Source organism: Pseudoalteromonas sp. 3D05 (assembly GCF_002723455.1).
GTDB lineage: Bacteria > Pseudomonadota > Gammaproteobacteria > Enterobacterales > Alteromonadaceae > Pseudoalteromonas.
The window spans coordinates 1-21,628 of the sequence record NZ_PDUS01000006.1 but is presented as its reverse complement, the minus strand read 5'-3'; the positions used below and the strand labels follow the sequence as shown (position 1 = coordinate 21,628).

The 21,628-nt window shown below is 40.6% G+C and carries 20 protein-coding genes and 1 tRNA gene; 14 read left to right on the top strand and 7 right to left on the bottom strand.

Going from position 1 to position 21,628, the window contains the following annotated elements; genetic code table 11:
• The first annotated feature begins 150 nt into the window (after window positions 1-150).
• The 12 genes from rplM (at window position 151) to CSC79_RS07865 (ending at window position 12,081) form a co-directional block, all read left to right on the top strand.
• Window positions 151-579: a 50S ribosomal protein L13 gene (rplM, locus tag CSC79_RS07920; RefSeq protein WP_002957960.1), complete on the top strand. Its 429-nt coding sequence runs from the start codon at window positions 151-153 to the stop codon at window positions 577-579.
• 8 nt (window positions 580-587) lie between these two features.
• Complete coding sequence (gene rpsI / locus CSC79_RS07915) at window positions 588-980, top strand: 30S ribosomal protein S9 (RefSeq protein WP_024600778.1); 393 nt, start codon at window positions 588-590, stop codon at window positions 978-980.
• Window positions 981-1,639: 659 nt separating this feature from the next.
• Entirely contained in the window at window positions 1,640-2,230 is a 591-nt protein-coding gene (gene petA / locus CSC79_RS07910; RefSeq protein ID WP_058560963.1) for a ubiquinol-cytochrome c reductase iron-sulfur subunit, read from the top strand.
• Window positions 2,230-3,495, top strand: a complete 1,266-nt coding sequence (locus tag CSC79_RS07905; RefSeq protein WP_058560964.1) for a cytochrome b N-terminal domain-containing protein — start codon at window positions 2,230-2,232, stop codon at window positions 3,493-3,495. The genes petA and CSC79_RS07905 overlap by 1 nt, the downstream gene beginning before the upstream one ends.
• On the top strand, window positions 3,492-4,235 hold the full coding sequence (locus tag CSC79_RS07900) for a cytochrome c1 (protein ID WP_099295294.1): 744 nt from the start codon (window positions 3,492-3,494) through the stop codon (window positions 4,233-4,235). The genes CSC79_RS07905 and CSC79_RS07900 overlap by 4 nt, the downstream gene beginning before the upstream one ends.
• A gap of 79 nt (window positions 4,236-4,314) precedes the next feature.
• Window positions 4,315-4,941, top strand: a complete 627-nt coding sequence (gene sspA / locus CSC79_RS07895; RefSeq protein WP_087533162.1) for a stringent starvation protein SspA — start codon at window positions 4,315-4,317, stop codon at window positions 4,939-4,941.
• A complete protein-coding gene (locus tag CSC79_RS07890; RefSeq protein WP_099295293.1) occupies window positions 4,941-5,381 on the top strand; it encodes a ClpXP protease specificity-enhancing factor in 441 nt (146 codons plus the stop codon). Before sspA ends, CSC79_RS07890 begins: the two co-directional genes overlap by 1 nt.
• A 260-nt stretch (window positions 5,382-5,641) precedes the next feature.
• Window positions 5,642-7,702 carry a M13-type metalloendopeptidase gene (locus CSC79_RS07885; protein ID WP_099295292.1) on the top strand — a complete coding sequence of 687 codons (2,061 nt, stop codon included), beginning with the start codon at window positions 5,642-5,644 and terminating at the stop codon, window positions 7,700-7,702.
• A 148-nt stretch (window positions 7,703-7,850) separates the two neighbouring features.
• The gene (locus CSC79_RS07880) at window positions 7,851-8,732 is read left to right on the top strand and encodes an NTP transferase domain-containing protein (RefSeq protein ID WP_099295291.1); all 882 of its coding nucleotides are present in this window, start codon (window positions 7,851-7,853) and stop codon (window positions 8,730-8,732) included.
• Window positions 8,733-8,781: 49 nt separating this feature from the next.
• Complete coding sequence (locus tag CSC79_RS07875) at window positions 8,782-9,855, top strand: aminoglycoside phosphotransferase family protein (protein ID WP_099295482.1); 1,074 nt, start codon at window positions 8,782-8,784, stop codon at window positions 9,853-9,855.
• A 140-nt stretch (window positions 9,856-9,995) separates the two neighbouring features.
• Window positions 9,996-11,360: a Gfo/Idh/MocA family oxidoreductase gene (locus CSC79_RS07870; RefSeq protein WP_099295290.1), complete on the top strand. Its 1,365-nt coding sequence runs from the start codon at window positions 9,996-9,998 to the stop codon at window positions 11,358-11,360.
• Between the two features lie 247 nt (window positions 11,361-11,607).
• Window positions 11,608-12,081 carry a peroxiredoxin gene (locus CSC79_RS07865; RefSeq protein WP_099295289.1) on the top strand — a complete coding sequence of 158 codons (474 nt, stop codon included), beginning with the start codon at window positions 11,608-11,610 and terminating at the stop codon, window positions 12,079-12,081.
• 87 nt (window positions 12,082-12,168) lie between these two features.
• Here the strand turns inward: CSC79_RS07865 and CSC79_RS07860 are convergent, their stop codons facing one another.
• Window positions 12,169-14,295 carry a S8 family peptidase gene (locus CSC79_RS07860; RefSeq protein WP_099295481.1) on the bottom strand — a complete coding sequence of 709 codons (2,127 nt, stop codon included), beginning with the start codon at window positions 14,293-14,295 and terminating at the stop codon, window positions 12,169-12,171.
• A gap of 310 nt (window positions 14,296-14,605) precedes the next feature.
• On the opposite strand from CSC79_RS07860, the gene CSC79_RS07855 reads away from it, so the two are divergent.
• Together CSC79_RS07855 and CSC79_RS07850 are read left to right on the top strand one after the other, a co-directional pair.
• A complete protein-coding gene (locus tag CSC79_RS07855; protein WP_099295288.1) occupies window positions 14,606-15,790 on the top strand; it encodes an NAD(P)/FAD-dependent oxidoreductase in 1,185 nt (394 codons plus the stop codon).
• Window positions 15,791-16,016: 226 nt separating this feature from the next.
• A tRNA-Ile gene (locus CSC79_RS07850) sits at window positions 16,017-16,093 on the top strand.
• An 11-nt stretch (window positions 16,094-16,104) separates the two neighbouring features.
• On the opposite strand, the gene CSC79_RS07845 is transcribed toward CSC79_RS07850, so the two are convergent.
• The 6 genes from CSC79_RS07845 to CSC79_RS07820 form a co-directional block, all read right to left on the bottom strand.
• Window positions 16,105-16,527 carry a BLUF domain-containing protein gene (locus CSC79_RS07845; protein ID WP_099295287.1) on the bottom strand — a complete coding sequence of 141 codons (423 nt, stop codon included), beginning with the start codon at window positions 16,525-16,527 and terminating at the stop codon, window positions 16,105-16,107.
• A 661-nt stretch (window positions 16,528-17,188) separates the two neighbouring features.
• Window positions 17,189-17,614, bottom strand: a complete 426-nt coding sequence (locus tag CSC79_RS07840; protein WP_099295286.1) for a hypothetical protein — start codon at window positions 17,612-17,614, stop codon at window positions 17,189-17,191.
• Between the two features lie 155 nt (window positions 17,615-17,769).
• Complete coding sequence (gene arsJ / locus CSC79_RS07835; RefSeq protein WP_180270404.1) at window positions 17,770-19,002, bottom strand: organoarsenical effux MFS transporter ArsJ; 1,233 nt, start codon at window positions 19,000-19,002, stop codon at window positions 17,770-17,772.
• Entirely contained in the window at window positions 19,003-20,013 is a 1,011-nt protein-coding gene (locus CSC79_RS07830) for an ArsJ-associated glyceraldehyde-3-phosphate dehydrogenase (RefSeq protein ID WP_099295284.1), read from the bottom strand.
• A 20-nt stretch (window positions 20,014-20,033) separates the two neighbouring features.
• Entirely contained in the window at window positions 20,034-20,525 is a 492-nt protein-coding gene (locus CSC79_RS07825) for a dual specificity protein phosphatase family protein (RefSeq protein ID WP_099295283.1), read from the bottom strand.
• A gap of 14 nt (window positions 20,526-20,539) precedes the next feature.
• A complete protein-coding gene (locus CSC79_RS07820; RefSeq protein ID WP_099295282.1) occupies window positions 20,540-21,382 on the bottom strand; it encodes a metalloregulator ArsR/SmtB family transcription factor in 843 nt (280 codons plus the stop codon).
• Between the last annotated feature and the right edge of the window lie 246 nt (window positions 21,383-21,628).

Below are 21,628 nucleotides of genomic sequence, written 5' to 3'. Positions count from 1 at the left end.
CTGCCACGTTGCGTTCTATTGCCTTCATTAGCTTAGCCTCTTTTGAATGGCGCAAAAGTCTTAAACTCGAAGGGGTTGGAGCAAACATTTAGAGCGGTAATTAATAATAATTACCTGTGGTTTTAATTGAAAAACATTGGATTTTTATAAATGAAAACGTTTGTTGCTAAGCCAGAAACAGTAAAACGTGACTGGTACGTAGTTGACGCTGAAGGTAAAACTTTAGGTCGCATCGCTACTGAAATCGCTCATCGCCTACGCGGTAAGCACAAAGCTGAATATACTCCACACGTAGATACTGGTGATTACATCATCGTTATCAACGCGGAGAAAGTTACTGTAACTGGTAACAAATTCAAAGATAAAGTTTACTACGCTCACTCTGGTTTCCCAGGTGGTCTTAAGTCTACTACTTTTGATAAACTTCAAGCTGCAAAGCCTGAAATGATCATCGAAAAAGCTGTTAAAGGCATGTTGCCACGTGGTCCTTTAGGCCGCGCTATGTACCGTAAACTTAAAGTTTACGCGGGTACTGAGCACAACCATGCTGCACAACAGCCTCAGGTTCTAGACATTTAAGGAGCACTATCATGGCAAATCAATACTACGGTACAGGTCGTCGTAAAAGTTCAAGTGCTCGCGTATTCTTACGCCCAGGCACTGGTAACATCGTAATCAACAAGCGCTCTTTAGAAGAGTACTTTGGTCGCGAAACAGCACGTATGGTTGTTCGTCAAGCTCTTGAGCTTGTAGATATGACTGAAAAGTTTGACTTACACATCACTGTTGCAGGTGGTGGTACTACTGGTCAAGCTGGCGCAATCCGTCACGGTATCACTCGTGCACTTATGGAGTTTGACGAGTCACTACGTCCACAACTTCGTAAAGCCGGTTTCGTTACTCGTGATGCGCGTAAAGTTGAGCGTAAGAAAGTGGGTCTTAAGAAAGCACGTAAGCGTCCACAGTTCTCAAAACGTTAATATTACGTTTTACAGAATTCCAAAAACCCAGCTTCGGCTGGGTTTTTTGTTTATGGATGAAAAAGTTAGCGATAAACACAGTGTTATCCTATATACCGTAGCGTGGGTTGAGTATCACCAAACCTACGAGCAAAAAAACACCCCCCAAAGCTTGATGCATCCCTTTAAAACGGATTGCTGAAAATTTGAGAAACTCGCACTTTTTACAAGTAATCAGCAAACGAGTATTAAATATACGCCTAATAATTAACCTGCTTGGGCCTTTACTGCGTATAACTTTAAAAAAAGTTCAATAATAATCATAATAAGTGTAAATCCATCAGTTAATTGATGGATTTTTTTGCTACAATTGTCTGGCAAGTAATGTGAGTGAGTTCAACAGCACCATGTGCAGTTTATCTGCTTCCTCTTAGTGAGGTTGATCTTGGTCAGTATATTGTTTTTGTAAAAGTTATATCATAGAGACGGCTCTATGCTCGAGCTAGCTTAATCAGTTTTTGATAAAGTCAGGATTATTCGAGCATGAGGCTGTTAATAACCTTGTTTTAATAATGGGTTTTAATTATGATCGCTTCTATTTTAAAATTTCGAAAAATTAACCTGCTGTAACTGATGTTCTCAATATAGCAAGTGTTGGGAATCATAGTGGAGATAAGTGGATGAGCAATGCGCCTGTAGACAATGGCCGACGTCGCTTTTTAACCATAGCTACCTCTGTTGTTGGTGGTGTTGGTGCGGCTGGGGCTGCTGTTCCTTTTATTGCGTCTTGGAATCCAAGTGAGCGAGCTAAATCTGCGGGTGCGCCTGTAGAAGTAGATATCAGCAAACTTGAGCCAGGACAATTAATACGTGTCGAGTGGCGTGGTAAACCTGTATGGGTTGTATCACGGACCCCAAAAATGCTTGAGCAGATGAAAGCTCACGAAGGTCAACTTCGTGATCCGCAATCGCAAGAGCCACAACAATTAGAATCATCAACGAATGATTTCCGTTCAATACGTCCAGAGATTTTTGTCGCTGTTGGTATTTGTACGCATCTAGGGTGTTCACCTAGCTTCCTACAAGGTGGCTTTGGTGAAAAAGTGGAAGGGACTGAAGACGGTTTTTACTGTCCATGTCATGGTTCTAAATTTGATATGGCTGGCCGTGTTTTCCAATCGGTACCAGCACCATTAAACCTAGAAATTCCACCATATACTTTTCTTGATGAGACCACTATTTTAGTGGGCGAAGAACAAGGGGTGGCCTAATGTTTGGTAAAATTGTTGATTGGATAGACGACCGTATCCCAATGACACGTGTTTGGAACATGCATATTGCACAGTATCCAGCACCTAAAAACTTTAACTTCTGGTACTTCTTTGGCTCGCTAGCCATGTTAGTACTAGTAAACCAAATCCTAACTGGGATTTGGTTGACAATGAACTACGTGCCTTCAGCAGAAGGGGCGTTTGCTTCTATTGAATACATCATGCGTGATGTTGAGTATGGTTGGCTCTTACGCTATCTACATTCAACGGGTGCATCAGCATTCTTCATTGTTGTATACCTTCATATGTTCCGTGGCATGATCTACGGTTCTTACCAAAAGCCGCGTGAATTACTGTGGTTATTCGGTATGTTCATCTTCTTAGCCCTAATGGCTGAAGCGTTCATGGGGTATTTATTACCATGGGGCCAAATGTCGTTCTGGGGTGCACAGGTAATTATCTCACTATTCGGTGCTATTCCGGTTATTGGTGACGATTTAACACTGTGGATCCGTGGTGACTACGTAATTTCTGGTGCAACGCTTAACCGCTTCTTTGCATTACATGTAATTGCATTGCCATTGGTTATTGTTATTTTAGTATTCTTACACATTGTTGCACTACATGAAGTGGGTTCAAACAACCCAGATGGTATTGATAACAAACGCAAGAAAGGAACTGTGGCTGAAGAAGATAAGCCTAAATTTAAGTTCCATGAATACTATACTGATAAGAAAGACATCATTGATGCAATTCCGTTCCATCCTTACTATACAGTTAAAGATATTGTGGGCGTGGTTGGTTTCTTAATCTTGTTCTGTTGGGTTGTGTTCTTTATGCCAGCGATGGGCGGCTTCTTCTTAGAAGCGCCAAACTTTGAAGCTGCTAATCCACTTAAAACACCAGAGCATATTTTCCCTGTTTGGTACTTCACGCCATTCTATGCAATCTTACGTGCAATCCCTGATAAATTAATGGGTGTTGCTGCAATGGGTGCATCAATTGTCGTACTAGCATTATTACCTTGGATTGACCGTGGTTCGGTTCGTTCAGTTCGTTACCGTTGTGGTTTCCACAAATGGAACATTGCAGGTTTTGTTGTTACTTTCGTTCTTCTAGGTTGGGTTGGTGCTACACCACAAACTGACTTTAAAACGATTGTTTCGCAAGTCTGTACTGTGACTTACTTTATGTTCTTCGTACTGTTATTTGTTTACAGTAAGAATGAAAAAACTAAGCCATTGCCTGAGAGGTTAACGAAATGATGAAAAAACTACTTATTGGTTTATTCGCTTTATCAGTAAACGTGTTACCTGCAATGGCGGCAGGCCCGTCAGTTCCTTTAATGGAAGCGGGTAACGATATATCTGATCAACCTTCTTTGCAGCGTGGCGCAAAGTTGTTCATGAACTACTGCCTAGGTTGTCACCAAATGCAGTATCAACGTTATGAACGTACTTTTCGTGACATTGGAATTCCAACAGAGGTTGGTAAAGAACAACTTATCTTTGATGGTTCAAAAGTAGGTGGCCACATTCTTAATGCTATGGCTAAAGAAGATGCTGCAAAATGGTTTGGCGCAGCACCACCTGATTTAACTAATGTTGCACGAGTTCGTGGTAGTGATTGGATTTATACTTACTTAAAATCATTTTACAAAGACGAATCTCGTCCATTTGGCGTGAATAATACGTTATTCCCATCAGTAGGTATGCCTCATGTTCTACAAGAACTGCAAGGTTTACCAACACCTATAGTCGAAGAAGTTGAAGAAAATGGTCACACAGTGACTAAGGTCGTCGGCACTGAGACAGATGGTACTGGTGAAATGAGCGTGGATGAATACGACCAAGCGGCTCGTGACTTAACTAACTTTCTTGAGTATGTAGGTGAACCTACACGTCTTGAGTCTGAAGCGTTAGGTATTAAGGTAATAGGGTTTTTAATTATCCTATTTATCTTGGCATTCATGCTGAAGAAAGAATACTGGAGAGATGTTCATTAATTTTGAACATATTTAAAGGTAATTTTGCAATAGGGGCTTAAGCCCCTATTGCTGTTTTAGTTATATAATGGAGGTAGGCATGGCCGTAGCTGCCAATAAGCGCCCTGTAATGACCCTTTTTTCTGGTGCTAACTGTATGTATAGTCACCAAGTACGTATTGTACTTGCAGAAAAAGGTGTAAGTGTAGATATTCATTTGGCTGAAAAGGATAATCTGCCAGAAGCACTTCACGAAATTAACCCTTACGGTACAGTGCCAACACTGATCGACCGTGAGCTTGGTTTATATCAGGCAAACATCATCATGGAATACCTTGATGAACGTTTTCCTCACCCTCCACTAATGCCTGTTTACCCGGTAATGCGTGGTCGTAGCCGTTTGATGATGCACCGTATCGATACTGACTGGTATAGCCTAGCAGCAAAAATTTATGCTAATGGTGCTGAATCAGCTCAAGCTCGTAAAGAGCTAACTGAAGCACTACTAGCAGTATCAGCAATCTTTACTGAAGCGCCATACTTTATGAGCGAAGAATTCAGCTTAGTTGATTGTTACTTAGCACCTCTATTATGGCGTTTACCAGAACTTGGTATTGAGCTAAATGGTGCAGGTTCTAAAGAAATGAAAGAGTACATGATTCGTTTATTCGAACGTGAATCTTTCCAAGCTTCTTTAACAGAAGCTGAGCGTGAGATACGTTTGTAATGACATCTAATCGTCCTTATTTGCTTCGTGCATTTTTTGATTGGATTGTTGATAATCAGTGTACACCACATCTAGTAGTGAACGCTGATTTTCCTGCAGTGCAAATTCCAACTCAATTTGTCCAAGATGGTCAGATTGTTTTGAACATTAGCCCGTCAGCCGTTACGCAGTTTTCGATGGATAACCAACAATTAAGCTTTAATGCTCGATTTGGTGGTCAACCAATGCAAGTATATGTACCAATAGGTGCTGTACTTGCAATATATGCACGCGAAAACGGTGAAGGAACTGTATTTACTGCAGAAGAGTTTTTAGAGGACGAAGACGATTTTGCACTACAGCCTGAGCCGGTTGAATTAGTTGATGAACCGATCATTGATGAGCCTGCGTCACCTAAACCTGACAAGAAGAAAGGCTCACATTTGCGTGTTATAAAATAAAACGTGAATAATTAAAAAAACCGCTTTATAGCGGTTTTTTTGTGTCTGTAAGATTATAAACCGTTTAGGTAATGGATTTGATATTCCAGCTCTGAGTCTTAATACACACTATTTGATAAACTTTGTTACACATTAAAATCGTTTGCCATTGCACAGTCATATATTGTTTTGCTGATCAGGTTTAAAATGATGGATGCGAATAGATTGATGAGGTTTATCGTTTCTACGCATTTAATCAATAATTAAAAAACGAGGCTTTCATGAAAAAAGTAACGCTTACGGCAGCAAGTATTGCGCTGGCATTGGGTTTAGTAGGGTGCGGGGAAAAACAACAAGCAGAAATAGCAGCACCTCAAACACAAGTCCAGCAATTGGATTCAGGAATAGAGTTAGCGAATATGGACAAATCAGTTCGAGCGCAAGATGACTTTTATTACCACGTGAATGGTCAATGGTTAGAGACAACACAGATTCCGGGTGATAAATCTAATTATGGATCTTTTACACAACTATATGACGACTCTCAAAAAGCAATGAAGGCTGTATTAGAAAAAGCAGCAGCGAATAAGTCGGTTAAAGCTGGTACTGATGAGTTTAAATTAGCCTCATTTTATAATAGCTATATGAATGAAGCTAAACGTGAAGCGCTTGGAATTCAACCTTTAACGCCTGTGTTAAAGAATATTGATGAAGTTAAAGCTAAAAGTGATTTGGTCACGTTAATGGCTCAGTTACGTATTCAAGGTGGTAGCGTACCGTTTGGTTGGTATGTTAACAATGACGCTAAAAACTCAAGTGAATATGCTCTTTATGCTTATCAGTCAGGTCTGGGCTTACCTGATCGTGATTACTATTTAAAAGATGATGAAAAGTTTAGCAAAATACGTGAAGAGTATAAGGCATACATTACTGCTGTGCTTGAACGAGCAAATGTAGAAAATGCAAAAAGCGCCGCAGAAACAATTTTAGCGTTAGAGAAAACCATTGCACAGGCACAGTGGAGCAGAGTGGAAAGCCGCGATGCAACTAAATCTTATAATAAGATGAGTATATCTGATGCGAGTAAGCTTACAGGTACATTTGACTTAGAGACATATTTTACAGCCTCAGGTGTGGACTCAACGGATATTATTGTTGGGCAGCCTAGCTACTTTGAAAAGTTTGCTAGTATTTATAGCGACACGGATTTAGATACGTGGAAAAATTATCTGAAATTTCATTTCGTTAATAATTATGCAAGGCTGTTAAACAAAGATTTGGTCAACTTAAACTTTGATTTTTACAGTACCACTTTGCGAGGTGTAAAAGAGCAAGCTCCACTGTGGAAAAAAACGGTGGATGCCTCTAACAGTGTATTGGGCGAAATTTTAGGCAAGGTTTACGTTAAAGAAAACTTCCCGCCTGAAGCCAAAGCACGAATGGAAGAGTTAGTCGATAACGTGATTCTAGGCTATGGTGTTGCTATTGAAAACCTAGAATGGATGAGTCCTGAAACAAAATTAGCAGCCAAAGAGAAGCTGGACAAGTTCACGCCTAAAATTGGTTATCCCGACAAGTGGAAAGATTACTCTAAGTTGGAAATCAAATCGGATGATTTGGTTGGAAATTATATTCGCTTTAGTGAATGGTCATACGCAGATATGACGGCGAAGCTTGGTCAACCTGTTGATCGGTCTGAATGGCATATGACTCCACAAACAGTTAACGCGTATTACAACCCGGTTAATAATGAAATAGTATTCCCAGCAGCAATATTACAACCACCGTTCTTTAATTTAGAGGCTGATGATGCAGTAAATTACGGAGCTATCGGTGCTGTTATTGGACATGAGTTAGGGCATGGTTTTGACGATCAAGGTGCTAAATATGATGGTGATGGTAACTTGCGCAACTGGTGGAGCGAATCAGACCTCAAACAATTTGAAGAGCGTACAGCGCAGTTAGTTGCACAATATAATGAATATAAGCCATTTGAAGATGCAGCTGTCAATGGTGAGCTAACATTAGGCGAAAACATTGGTGACTTAGGTGGTTTAACCGTTGCCTATACCGCATACCAATTATCATTAGGTGAAACCAAAGCGCCTATCATTGATGGCTACACTGGTGAGCAGCGCTTCTTTATGGGTTGGTCACAAATCTGGCGTCGTAAATACCGTGATGAAGAGTTACGCAACAGACTGATGACTGACTCTCATTCACCGAGCCATTATCGCGTTATTGGTATTTTGTCTAACATGCCGGAGTTTTATCAAGCATTTGATGTAAAAGAGGGAGACAAAATGTACATCAAACCAGCAGACCGAGTTAAAATTTGGTAGTCGTCTTTTTTAGATAGATGTTTAATCGGTGGCCTAATCATCAGGCCACCGTTTTTGCTTTATAACCGTTTAATCCTACCTGTGTTCAGCTAGACCTATTATTGAAAGCTGGTACAATTCTTCCCAATAAAAATAATATGAGTTAGTCATGGAAAAAAGTAAACACTCGCTCAGTTTGGTTGTACTTGCCGGTGGTTTAGGTAGTCGCTTTGGTGGTAATAAGCAAATTGCAGAAGTGGCTGGGCTAGGTTGTACAATAATGGAATTGAGCATCGCTGATGCACACTCTGCGGGAGTTACTCAAGTAGTACTTGTCATTAACCAAAATGTTAGAGCGGAGGTTGAAAATACAATCTTACCTCGATTACCGCAAGGTCTAGAGGTGCTACTTGTAGAGCAGCATATTGATTCAGTTCCACAGCGCTTTGTTGATTTAGCTAGTAATAGAGTTAAACCTTGGGGTACAGGCCACGCATTATTATGTGCTAAAGAGCACATTAAAAACCCAGCTATTGTGATTACGGCAGATGATTACTACGGGGCTTCGTCATTTAAAATACTCAGTGACCATTTTAAGTCTGAACAAAGTTGGGCTATGGTCGGATACCCTATTGAGGCTACATTATCAACACAAGGGGGTGTTAACAGAGGTATCTGCCAAGTTGATAATGGTTATTTACAAGGGGTAGAGGAGTATTTAAATATCACTCAAAGCGATACGGGGTTAACAGGAGTAAACCCACTCGGTGAGCAAAAACAAATAGCGATGGAAGCCTTAAGCTCAATGAGTTTTTGGGGGATTACTCCTACTTTTCTTGAGCGTTTGGAACATGGTTTTGTTGAGTTTTTAGAAATGCATGACAGCGATGTCAAAAGGGAGTATTATTTACCCGATCAAATACAGTGGTCAATCATTAACAATAAACAAAAAGTCCGCGTTTATACGGCCCAAGAGTCGTGGTATGGCGTGACTTACAAGTCTGAGTTACAGGATGTTGCAGGGAAATTATATGAACTACGCCATGGATGAGGTAATCCCATCCCAGCCCTTTTCTGGGCACGAAAATAGTGAAATAGGTATGAAGTTAGACCCAGTTGCGGTGCAGTTGTCAGAAAGCTTTGGGCTTGGCAATGAATGTGTAAGCATTAAACCAATCGGTAATGGTCATATTAATAGCACCATGTTATTGACCATGCCTGAGAAGTCATTGGTAGTACAAAAGTTGAATACAGAGGTGTTTCCAGAGCCGGAGATGTTAGTTAAGAATGCTCGACTCATTGAGCGTCATTTAACTCAAAAACACCAATCAGGAAATTATGAGTTAGACATTATTAGGCATGTACCTACTCAGTCACGTGAGTTTTTAGTGGACTGTGATCAAGGTGTGTGGCGTGCTCTCGAATTTATTGGCGGCAGTTATAGTGAAGATGTAGTAGCGAATACTTCACAAGCAGAAATTGCCGCCAATGCGTTTGGACAGTTTGCAGCAGCACTAGAAGATTTTGATGCTGAGCAACTGCATCATGTTATTCCTGATTTTCATAATTTAGCAATGCGCGGCAAAAACTTCAAAGCAGTGATAGAGCAAGATCCGGTATCACGTTTGGCGAGTTGTCAGTCAGAAGTAGACTTTTGTTTATCTCAGTTTGGTTTGATTGATGAATTAAAAGCCCTGGCAGGAAACGTACCTGTTAGACCATGTCATAATGATACTAAAATTAATAACATGTTGTTTTGTAATAAGTCACATACGGCCAAGGCTGTTATTGATTTAGATACCTGTATGCCTGGATATTGGTTGTATGATTTTGGCGATATGGTGCGTACTTTTTGTTCTCCAGAAGAAGAAGATTCAACTAATCTAGATAATGTACGCGTGCGCGAAGAGATTTTCGCAGCTGTGGTAAAGGGCTATATTGAGCCATTAAAAGGCCTCATTACAGATGAAGAGAAGCAAAGTTTCTGGTTGGGTACAAAAGTGATGACCTTTATGATAGGTCTACGCTTTCTTACTGATTATATTGATGGCGACAATTATTTTGCGACAAAACACGCAACACATAACCTTGAGCGTGCGCAAAACCAATTTGCACTTTACCGTGATATCATCGCTAAAAAGCAAATACTCAAAGCAATCATAAGCGACGTTTAATTAATAAGCCTAGCGTGTCTTGCGCTAGGCTTAACTTCTCATTCCTCAGCTCACCGCATATTCTTGTTAATTACCTTGGTCTACTTTACCTCTACAGCTATCTTAGGTAAGTTAAACTTAGGTTTATCAAGGAAAAAATAATGAAACAGTTTAATCGCCGCGACTTTCTAAAAGCCGCTAGTGCAGCTGCCGCTGCTAGCGTTGTTGCCGGGTGCGCAACATCTAAGACTCCCATAATTCCAGCGCAACAAGGGCAGTCAGTTATAGGCTTAATAGCACCAAAAATGGATGTTGTTCGGGTTGGCTTTATTGGTGTTGGCCAGCGAGGATTTGGTCACGTAAAAAGAATGAGCCACATTGATGGCACTCAAATTGTTGCAATATGTGACACCCATGATGAAGTACTTGAGCGTTCAGCAAATTATTTAACTGAAAATGGCTTTGTAAAGCCAGCTTTATATTCTGGGGCTGATAACGCATACCAAGCAATGCTCGATCGAGACGATATCGACATTGTGATTATTTCTACGCCTTGGGCATGGCATGCCCCGATGGCAATAGACACAATGAATAGTGGCAAACATGCATTTGTTGAGGTGCCACTTGCGTTAACAGTAGAAGAAATGTGGCAAATTGTTGATACGGCAGAGCGTACACAAAAGAATTGTATGATGATGGAAAACGTCAACTATGGCCGTGATGAGTTGATGGTCTTGAATATGGTTCGTCAAGGTGTATTTGGTGAGCTATTGCACGGCGAAGCGGCTTATATTCACGAATTGCGTTGGCAAATGAAAGAGGTTACTCATAAAACGGGTTCGTGGCGAACGGCTTGGCATGCCAAACGTGATGGTAATCTATATCCCACCCATGGTTTAGGGCCTGTTTCACAGTATATGAATATTAACCGTGGCGACCGTTTTGATTTTTTAACCTCTATGAGTTCACCAGCGCTTGGCCGAAAAGCGTACGCAGAACAAGAGTTCCCGCCTGAGCATCAACGAAACCAGCTTAATTATATTGCCGGAGATATGAATACTACACTTATCAAAACAGTGAAGGGACGAAGCATTATGGTTCAGCATGACACTACCACACCAAGGCCATACTCTCGTCATAATTTAATACAGGGCACAAATGGGGTGTTTGCAGGCTTTCCAAACCGAATCGCACTGGAAAAAGGAAGTGAAAAGAGCTTCCACGAGTGGGATCACGATATGTCTTCGTGGTATAAAAAATACGATCACCCATTATGGCTTAAGATGGGCGAAGAAGCGCAACGAAATGGTGGGCATGGCGGTATGGACTTTCTGATGTTTTGGCGCATGATTTATTGTATGCGTAATGGTGAGGCATTGGATCAAGATGTATACGATGGCGCTGCGTGGTCAGTTATTTCGCCATTATCAGCTCAGTCAGTGAGTAATCGTAGCGACTCTGTAGATATCCCAGACTTTACCCGAGGTGCATGGAAAACAGCCCAACCTTTAGGGATTGTTGGTTAATATAGTGTTTACTTTAGGTTTGTAAAGGATAGGGTGTTTAGTAAACAACATAAACTTTGCAAACCTATAGCTAGCCACAGATTATTGATTAGGAAGAACTGTTTAATAATTGAAGCTACATTAAAGGAGGTGTCCTATTGGTGTAGCTTCAATAAAAGTACATGGTGTAATTAAGTAAGCTTAAACTTATTAATTTACCTTATTTGCACTTTACACTTAGTATTCATACTAAAGTTAAGGAAACAAAATGATTACTCAAGGCCATACTTTACCCGCTGTAAGTTTAACTCAACTAACAGAAGATGGGTTGCAAACCCTTAGCAATAACGAGCTATTTTTAGATAAAAAAGTCGTGTTATTTGCGGTACCTGGAGCGTTTACTCCAACCTGTTCTAATGCGCACCTGCCTGAATTTATTACGCTTGCAGATAAAATTAAAGCCAAAGGCATTGATGCTATTTATTGTGTATCAGTAAACGATGCTTTTGTAATGAAAGCATGGGGTGAGCAGCATAATGCGCAAGAAATTGACATGCTTGCGGACGGTGATGCAAGTTTCACTAAAGCCCTTGGCTTAGATAAAGACACAGCAGGGTTTGGCGGTGTACGATCAACGCGTTATGCAATGGTTGTAGAAAACCAAACTGTGACTGGTTTGTATGTTGAGCAAGGTAAAGAATTTGCAGTGAGCCGTGCTGAAGCTGTGCTAGCTACACTTTAGCGAAAAAAGCCGAGCAAAGCTCGGCTAAAAATTACCAGGGGAACTGGTTAAAGAGAAGCCTAATAAACTAGGCTTTTCTTTTATTACTTAAGGTTGATACTGTGCATCAATTGTTAAGCCTGAGAATGTTCTGTAGGCGTTAACGCTCATATGCCAAGTACCTGCTTGCGGGTTGCTAAATGTACATGTTTCAGCATTACCATTTTTATATGGACGGCAATCATAGCTTGACGTTGTTGGTTGGCTACCAAACTTAACAAATAAGTCAGCATCACCTGAACCGCCTGATGTTGTCACTGTAAAGCTTGCCATACCAGCAGGTACGTCTAGCGTATAATGTTTCCATTGGCCTGCGTTAGCAGATACATTTTCAACTGTACCGCCACCTGCTTGCGGAGTACCTGTACCACCGCCAGACGTTGTTAAGTTACCTACTAGACTTACGCCAGAGTATGCCGAATAACCGCGTAGCATTACATGATATGTACCCGCTGCAGGGCTGTCGATAGAACACTCTTCGCTATTACCGCCTTTATAAGGACGGCAATCATAAGTTGACGTGGTAGGAGCGCTACCAGCGCGTACATACAAGTCAGCATCACCCGTGCCGCCACTCATTGTGAAAGTTACATTGGTTGCACCGCTTGGTACAGTCATTGTGTAGAAAGTTTCGCTGCTGGCAGCGCCACTTAAGCCAGTTTGTGCTTGGCCATCTAGTAATTCATTACCGCCTGGTTGTGGTGGTGTACCACCTGTTGCAGCAGCAACCGCTGCGGCAGCGTCAACAATACCTGTTCCGCAATTATTGCAGGTAGCAGCAAATGAACGAGTTGTTGATTTTAGAATGCTTTCAATTTCATCCGGTGTTGCAGACGGTTTAGCTTGCTTAATTAGAGCAGCTACACCCGCAACATGAGGTGCCGCCATAGACGTACCTTGCGAGTAATGATAACTATCACTTGAAGGGCTTGATGAACCTGAGTTATGGGTTGAAAGTACGCCTTCAGAATCATTAGCAAAACTTTGTGCGCCACCAGGTGCTGCAACATCGATATTGCTACCGTAGTTAGAGTAGTAAGCGCGACCACCATTACGGCCAACCGATGCAACGTTTACTACGCCGCTACAGTTACCTGGGTTATAGTTTGCAGAGTTATCATTGTCATTACCAGCCGCAATAACAACTACCGCACCATTACCACGTGCTTGGTTAATTGCAGATTGCGTAGTTGAGCTACAAGAGCCACTACCACCAAGGCTCATATTAATAACATCAGCTGGGTTTGCATTGCTTGGAATGCCAGAAACAGAACCACCTGAAGCCCAGATAATACCATCAGCAATATCTGAGGTTAAACCACCACACTTACCAAGTACACGAACAGGAACAACTTTAGCGTCGTAAGCAACACCAGCCACACCTTCACCATTGTTAGAAACAGCTGCAACAGTACCCGCAACATGAGTACCATGCCAGCTAGAACCTTGCGCACCATTGTTACCACATTCGCCTGCTGCAACAGCATCACCTGGGTCGCGTGCATCATTATCACGGCCACCGCCATCATTAGCTACAAACGTATCAGAAATCATATCGTAGCCGGGTAAAATATTACCATTCAAATCAATATGCGGACGATAACCTGTATCTAGCACTGCAACGGTTACACCGCTACCAGTTGCTGTATCCCAAGCTGTTGGTAGGTTTAAACCACCTGCTTGTTCAAAGTAATGCCACTGATCTGAATAACGAGGATCGTTAGGCGTTGCAAATGGCTTCAGCATTTGGTCAATTTCAATGTACTCTACGTTACCTGTAGCGATAACGTCTTGCATATATTCTTGTGCCTCAGAAGCGCTTAATTTTTTGTCTGCACGCATAACGTGGTGATTACTTAATGCCATTGCGCGGACATACTGCGCTTTAACTTTACCTTTTTTGCTCGTAAAGTTTTTAACGAAGCCTTGCGCTTTTTTGTTCATCATTTGTGGGCTAGCATCCATAGCTGAAAGCGTCGCCATTTCACTTGAGTTGTTTTTATATTTGATGATGAAACGTGTACCTAAAGGATCTTGCCCTTGAAGCTTTGCGGTTGTTTCAGCCATTGATGGCATAATTGATTGGCTTGGATTAGCCATGGTGGTTGTTGCAGTAAATAGCGTACCCAATGTGAGTGCTAATGCACACTTTTTAAAACTTGTTGTTGTCATAATTATCCCTAGATTGTTATGTATTACTTCACAATGAATTGTTGTGAAGGGGTACAAAAGTAAACGATCTGTTAAAACTGTGAAAATAACGTTTCGTTATGTCTGTCACCATTTTGGTTATATAGAGATGTTTATATGGCCAAATAATATTTTTAGCTTTGTTTTTTCATTGGTTTTTAGTTATAAAGTATTGTTTTTTGATGTGGCGATAATCCCGATAAAATCTTTATTGTTATTAATTTAATAGTTAAATACATCTCAGTTTGTCGAGCTAAGTTTGTTATAATTCAAAAAAATTTAGCGAGAAAAGTAAATGACCCAAGTAGATGTAATAGTGATAGGTGCCGGTGCTGCAGGTTTAATGTGCGCTGCTCAAGCAGGTTACCGAGGACGCAATGTTACGGTGCTTGATATGGGTAAAAAGCCAGGACGTAAAATTTTAATTAGTGGAGGAGGGCGTTGTAACTTCACCAACGAAAATGCGAGCCCTGACAATTACCTTTGCGGCAATCCTCATTTTGTTAAATCATGTCTAAGTCGTTATACCCAGCATGACTTTATTGAATTGGTCGATCGCCACGGTTTAGCCTATCATCATAAAACCCTAGGTCAGTTATTTTGTGATAACAGTGCCCAAGACATTGTTAATATATTGCTCACCGAATGTGAGTGGGCAGGGGTTAATGTTGCGCTTCGCAATGAAGTGCTAAACGTAACAAAAACCGATACTGGTTATCAGGTAACCACAGAGCAAGAAACCTATCAGTGTGAATCACTTGTAGTTGCTGCGGGTGGCTTAACAATGCCAAAGCTTGGTGCCACACCAATAGGTTATAAGGTTGCTGAACAATTTGGTTTGAAAGTATTACCTACCATGGCTGCACTTGTACCCTTCACCTTGCACCAACATGATAAAGACCGCTTTGAAGGGTTATCAGGGATCAGTATTCCCTGTATTGTCAGTAGCGAAGACGGCACGACTTTTAAAGAAAATATTCTGTTTACTCATCGTGGTTTATCCGGCCCTGCCATATTACAAATAAGCTCGTTTTGGCGAGCAGGGCAAGCAGTTACTATAAACCTGTTACCAGAGCTTGATTTAAAAGAGCAACTAGCAACATGGCGCGAAAGCCAAGCACAAAAATCATTAAAGAATAGCCTAGCAACTATTTTACCAAAACGTTTTGTTGAAATATTACATGAAAGTAAAGCAATTCCAGATTGTAATATAAACCAGCTTACTCACAGCCAAATTGACGAGCTATCTGATTACATACATAACTGGCAAATTAAACCTAACGGGACTGAAGGCTATCGCACCGCAGAAGTTACATTAGGCGGAGTAGACACCGACGAACTCAGTTCAAAGACCTTTGAAGCTAAAAAGGCTAAAAATTTATATTTTATTGGCGAAGTAACAGATGTAACAGGTTGGTTGGGAGGCTATAACTTTCAATACGCTTGGAGCTGTGGTTTTGCAGCAGGGCAATTCTGTTAGGTTGTGATATATGCTGTGAAGGTGGTTTTTAAAGTTTAAATTGCTATAAACACCACTATAAAGCATTGTGGCGATTACTATTTAGGCAGTTGGCTTACAGATTGTTAAAATAAAGGTTTTTGCTAGTGACAAGCCAGTAAAAACTTTTTATACTGCAACCCGCTTTAGTCAATCAAGTGACTAAACGCTTCAAAATTTAGCTGTATATAAACGCTAATATATAAGTGGCCCCTTAGCTCAGTTGGTTAGAGCACACGACTCATAATCGTTAGGTCCCCAGTTCGAGTCTGGGAGGGGCCACCACTTTTATACATTCACTCTATTGATGGTAATAACTTTTTTAACTCCAACATCATTTTAAATGCGCCGTCACCTGAGATTTTATATGGGTTAAAATCAGTGCAGCCTGAAAATTTAAGGTTAATAGAGCTGCTGAGGCTTGAAGAAGGTACATATCCCATGGACCAGTCAGCGAAATCCCTTACAGCAATTTCATCATAGTAAAGAAGGGTTATGTCCGTGTGGCGTTCATCATTTAAAATTCGTTTATAGGTTTGGTTTACTTGCGTGCGTGCTCCTTCTAGACACTGTAAGAAATAGTTACTATTAAAGCACAACATGCCTGTTATATGATTTTTGACGTTATCTTCAGATGCCTTTCTAATAATGTGCTCAATACTTGAGTTTGAAAAGCTTTCTGTAATTCGGCTTGCGTAAATTAAGCGGGTAAGGAACATTATTGCAACTCTGTAGTTAATTACTGCCTTTAAATATACGACACTTTGAGAAGAAAGCTAAAAAAACGCGTACTTAGTTATTTTTAGTGTTGGATTGGAAGAAGCATAGATAATATTGCCGCGATAGCGATAAGTGCACTTAACAACCTTAAGCAGGCTTTAAGTCCCTATTGATAATAAAGCCCGATAAACCTTCCCATGGCGTCGACCCTATATAAAAGCCTACATCTAACGATACGCCATGGCTGTTAGCAAGACTGGCAATCTATTAACTGTGAAGTGCTTATAAGGGCTCTCCCATTAGAAAGTTTCGGTCAAGCAAGCTGTTGTGTTTTCTTGATCTTTTAATTAAAAAACCAAGTGTTGTTTTTTTAACTCACTTTAAATATGACTATGCATCCAGTAATGACGTCGATTGGTGTGAATATGCACCAGTCACCCATATTAAATTAGGCAAAGCATCATTTAGATGAAATATTCTACGCGTGTAGACTTTGAACTTAGCTCAAGTGAGAAAAAGCGGGTTTATAATCAAGTCTTGAGGCGAGCAATTTTCCTCAAGTACAAGCAGTAAATAAGGCACATGTAGGTCAAGGGTAATAAGTAAAAAGCCCCGCTTAGGGACTTTTTTAGTTCTAAGAATATTAGTTAAAAAGTTACCCTAAGCGCTGTGATTAAACAATAAACCTGAACTCGTGTTGCCTGCTGACGAAAATAAACTTCCCATCAACGTTGATACATTCTTTTTAACGCTTAATTGTATTGCAACGAGTTCTTCATCTAACTCTTGCTGTAATTCGTCAATTTGTGTTTGTTGATCTGCTTTTGTTAGGCTGTCGTCAGCTTCTAGCGCGCGAATTTTTTCTTGTAGTGTTTTTATGTGTGTAATCATCTGTTGCTGCGTGCTTTGTTTGGTTTCATCAGTGTTAGCTTCGTCTTGGGTGGTTTGCTCATCAGCAACTTTTGCTGAAGTAGCTGTTGGTGCGCTATCTTCAGCTTGGTTCATAGTTTGTTGTGTGCCAGTTTGGGCTTGCTTTAACAAGTTTGGATCAGTAATTAATGATGAAGGTATATTGGTTAGATTCATTGAGCGTCCCGTGCGACTATAAATTGACATGTTTTTTAATGTCAAAAATCATGCATTAAATGTTCCATATTTAGGTAAGTTGCTTAGTCGTGAGCTGTCTTATTTTTGAAACTGCAGAGCCCTGCATGGTAAACACCATGCAGGTGTAAACTCAGTTACTGTGCAGGAGCGTCGGCTTGTTGTGGCAATGCTAGTGATAGCAGGGCAGCTAAGGCAATAAATGCGCTTGAAATCCATAAACAGGCTTCAAGTCCGTACTGTTGATATACCCAGCCCGATAGAACAGTACCAATTAATCGGCCCATGGCGTTGGCCATATAGTAAAAGCCTACATCTAACGACACGCCATCACTATCTGCAAGGCTGACAATCAAGTAACTATGTAATGATGAGTTTATAGCAAAGACTGCACCGAACAGTAGTAAGCCTACAATAATTGATACCTGAATATGAAAGTCAAAATGTAGTGCTAAAGCAATAAATGCAGGCAATAGCGTTAAATAACTCGCCCATAAAAATGCGCTGCGGCCACTTGGGACTTGCCCTGACTTTTTACCGGTAAAAGAGGGGGCAAAAGATTGCACTACGCCATAGCCGATCACCCAGCTTGCCATAAAGCCACCAACCCACCAGTGATCCCAACCAAAGGTTGCGGCTAAAAATACCGGTAGGGCAACCACAAACCATACATCTCTTGCGCCGAATAAAAACATTCGTGCAGCGGAGAGCACATTAATGGCTTTGCTTTTGGAGAATAACTCACTAAATTTGGCTTTATTTTTAGCTTTACCTAAGTCTTCTTTTAAAGCAAAGATACTAAATAGCCAGACCGCGGTGAGCATGCAAATCATACTAAGAATTGCACCGTGGAACTCCAGTATGGTAAGCAACAAGCCACCCAAAAAGAAGCCAACCCCTTTGAGTGCATTTTTAGATCCAGTTAATATTGCCACCCATTTATACAACTGGCCTTGCGCATCTTTTGGCACAAGGAGTTTTATCGCACTCTTTGCGCTCATTTTGTTGAGATCTTTGGCTATTCCAGATAGTGCCTGTGCTGCCATAACATAAATTACAGTGAGTACATCAACAGGCACCATGAGCATGGCTAAAGAAACTATTTGTAAGCCCAAGCCAATGTTCATGGTTTTATTGAGGCCGAATCGAGCGCCAAGCCATCCGCCCACTAAATTAGTGATCACACCAAAAATTTCATAAAACAAAAATAACATCGCTATGCTAAGCGGGCTGTAACCAAGCTGGTGGAAGTACAGCACTACAAGCATACGCAATGCGCCGTCAGTAAGGGTAAACGCCCAATAATTACCGGTAATTATTAAATATTGTTTTATTTGTGGCGGAAGTGCTTTTAATCGCTCCACGGTCAATTATTCCTTATCGGCTAGGCCAACTTTACGTACAAGTTCGGCAGTACGGTTTGCATATCCCCACTCATTGTCGTACCACACGTAAAGCTTCACTTGTGTGTCGTTGATCACCATAGTTGAAAGTGCATCAATAACACTTGAGCGAGGGTCGGTTTTGTAATCAATAGATACAAGCGGGCGTTCTTCATAGCCCATAATGTCTTTAAGCTCACCCGCGGCTGCCTCTTTAAGTAAGGTATTTACTTCAGTAATGGTTGTGCCACGTTCAAGTTCAAACACACAATCAGTGATTGATGCATTAGTAAGTGGTACGCGAATCGCGTGACCGTTTAATTTGCCTTTTAACTCGGGGAAAATATGTGTGATAGCTGTTGCTGACCCTGTGGTGGTAGGAATTAAACTTGTGCCACATGAACGCGCACGGCGTAAGTCTTTGTGGGGGGCATCAATAATTGTTTGGGTATTGGTTATGTCGTGAATCGTGGTGATTGAACCATGTTTAATACCAATCTTTTCATGAATAACTTTAACTACAGGCGCTAAGCAGTTAGTTGTACATGAAGCAGCAGTAACAATAGAATGAGTGTCTTTGTTATAAAGGTGATCGTTTACACCCATTACAACATTTAAAATACCGTCTTCTTTTACTGGCGCTGTTACAACAACGCGTTTTACACCTTGATCAAGGTAAGCTTGCAGTAGTGCTTTAGTTTTAATTTTGCCAGATGCTTCAATAACCACATCGCATTGTGACCAATCAGTCTCTTGTGTTTTAGTGTTTTGACTAAAGCCAATTTTTTTACCATTTATAATAATGGCATTGTCGTTATGGCTTGCTTCGTGATGCCATTTGCCGTGTACGGAATCAAATGTCATTAAATGAGCGAATGTTTCAGCGTTACCTGCAGGGTCGTTAATCTGGACGATTTCCACATCATCCCAATCGAAAGCTGCCCGCATTGATAAACGGCCCATACGGCCAAAACCATTTATACCTACTTTAATTGTCATTGTTTATTCCTTAATACTGATTATAACTGTGAATTAAAATAATTAAGTTGAAGTGTATTTCTAAGTGCTTTTGGCCTTATTTTTTGTACCTGTTGAATTATTTTGTCACTAGGCCAACCATGAGTCAGTAAAATAAGCGCAATCACTAAGCCTGTTCTGCCTGTGCCGCCTTTACAATGCACCGCAATAGTTTCTTGGTTATTTACTGCGTTTAGAATGGCTTCTTTATGTTGCAGCCACTGTGCTTCAAATTCTTTATCGGGGGCATCGTCATCTAATATAGGCAGCTGTAACCAAGAGATATCATGTTCAGCACAAATAGTGGGTAGCTGCTTAATGTTATTTTTAGCAATTTCATGGTCATACATTAGCGTAAGTAACATGCTGGTGCCGGCTTGCTTAAGTGTGAACACTGACTCTTCAAGGGATGCTTGTTTAGTACCAGGGCAAGGCGTAAAAATAAGCTTTGCGCCATTATCTAACGTTAATGTGTCAAAGGGGTGAAGTTGCATTGTAAAATCCTATATTAGCGACAAAAGTCAGTTTTACTTGGACGGTTCCGCATGTTAGCGAGGTTGTCCAAATTGTTGGCTATCAGTGTGAGGTTGCTTTCAGTTGTTTCACTGATCACTTTTTTGATCCATATAGGTAGGTCTGGATTAATTCTATAGAACACCCACTGGCCATGTTTTCTATCTGTGATAATGCCCGCTCGCTTTAAAACAGCTAAATTACGCGACACTTTAGGTTGGCTGTCTTCTTGTAATGCTTCCATCAACTCGCATACACATAGTTCACCGTGATAATTAGTCAGCATCAGTGTTTTTAAACGTATATCGTCTGTTAAGCACTTATAAAATGAAACAGGATCAATCGTAAAAGAATCAAGCTCAGAAATTTGTTCATCAATACGCAGGTTCAATGCAGTCTTGTTATTTGGCTGATTTTTACTTTCTAAAAGTAGAAACATCGACAAGCGATTGTTTAATTCACTTAATGTGGTAGCAAAAGGGTTATTACAGCATCGGCCTTTTGGGTCTGGAAAATCCCAAGCTAATTGTGCTTTGGCGCCAGGGAAGTTACGGCATTCTTTATTTGCTTTATCACAAAGGGTAATAACAAAGTCAAACTCTTTGCCTGAGAACTCATCAACACTTTTAGATTTAAGGTTATCTATAGTCAAACCAAATTTCTCAATGGCATCTAAAGTACGGGGGTCAATCAATTCAGGTGACGTACCTGCGCTGAAAATATCAAATAGATCGCCTGCTTTGTGACGAAGTAATGCTTCGGCCATTTGTGAGCGAGCAGAGTTACCAGTACACAAGAATAAAACCGAACGCTTATTAGCGGAAGTTTGATTACTCATAAATAAAGCCTTAAGTTTAATATATGATAAAGTGTATATTCGTTTTTGTGTATGTTCAAGCTGGGATGTGCGTTTTATAGTAATAACCTAAGTTTCTATTGTGTGGATCTTAGCCAAAGATATAGTTAACTAGGTTATATAAGTTGTTTTGCAGATAGTTTAGCTGTGTTTTTATGCTGTTCGTTTGAAAATCATACCAAATGCTAATTAATTACAAATAACTTTAAAAAACGCTTGCGTATAATT

Bases quoted from the DNA above. Each gene is read 5' to 3' on its own strand.
- rplM (WP_002957960.1), top strand. From the start codon at position 151: ATGAAAACGTTTGTTGCTAAGCCAGAAACAGTAAAACGTGACTGGTAC.
- petA (WP_058560963.1), top strand. From the start codon at position 1,640: ATGAGCAATGCGCCTGTAGACAATGGCCGACGTCGCTTTTTAACCATA.
- CSC79_RS07905 (WP_058560964.1), top strand. From the start codon at position 2,230: ATGTTTGGTAAAATTGTTGATTGGATAGACGACCGTATCCCAATGACA.
- CSC79_RS07900 (WP_099295294.1), top strand. From the start codon at position 3,492: ATGATGAAAAAACTACTTATTGGTTTATTCGCTTTATCAGTAAACGTG.
- sspA (WP_087533162.1), top strand. From the start codon at position 4,315: ATGGCCGTAGCTGCCAATAAGCGCCCTGTAATGACCCTTTTTTCTGGT.
- CSC79_RS07890 (WP_099295293.1), top strand. From the start codon at position 4,941: ATGACATCTAATCGTCCTTATTTGCTTCGTGCATTTTTTGATTGGATT.
- CSC79_RS07885 (WP_099295292.1), top strand. From the start codon at position 5,642: ATGAAAAAAGTAACGCTTACGGCAGCAAGTATTGCGCTGGCATTGGGT.
- CSC79_RS07880 (WP_099295291.1), top strand. From the start codon at position 7,851: ATGGAAAAAAGTAAACACTCGCTCAGTTTGGTTGTACTTGCCGGTGGT.
- CSC79_RS07875 (WP_099295482.1), top strand. From the start codon at position 8,782: ATGAAGTTAGACCCAGTTGCGGTGCAGTTGTCAGAAAGCTTTGGGCTT.
- CSC79_RS07870 (WP_099295290.1), top strand. From the start codon at position 9,996: ATGAAACAGTTTAATCGCCGCGACTTTCTAAAAGCCGCTAGTGCAGCT.
- CSC79_RS07865 (WP_099295289.1), top strand. From the start codon at position 11,608: ATGATTACTCAAGGCCATACTTTACCCGCTGTAAGTTTAACTCAACTA.
- CSC79_RS07855 (WP_099295288.1), top strand. From the start codon at position 14,606: ATGACCCAAGTAGATGTAATAGTGATAGGTGCCGGTGCTGCAGGTTTA.
- CSC79_RS07845 (WP_099295287.1), bottom strand. From the start codon at position 16,527: ATGTTCCTTACCCGCTTAATTTACGCAAGCCGAATTACAGAAAGCTTT.
- CSC79_RS07840 (WP_099295286.1), bottom strand. From the start codon at position 17,614: ATGAATCTAACCAATATACCTTCATCATTAATTACTGATCCAAACTTG.
- CSC79_RS07830 (WP_099295284.1), bottom strand. From the start codon at position 20,013: ATGACAATTAAAGTAGGTATAAATGGTTTTGGCCGTATGGGCCGTTTA.
- CSC79_RS07825 (WP_099295283.1), bottom strand. From the start codon at position 20,525: ATGCAACTTCACCCCTTTGACACATTAACGTTAGATAATGGCGCAAAG.
- CSC79_RS07820 (WP_099295282.1), bottom strand. From the start codon at position 21,382: ATGAGTAATCAAACTTCCGCTAATAAGCGTTCGGTTTTATTCTTGTGT.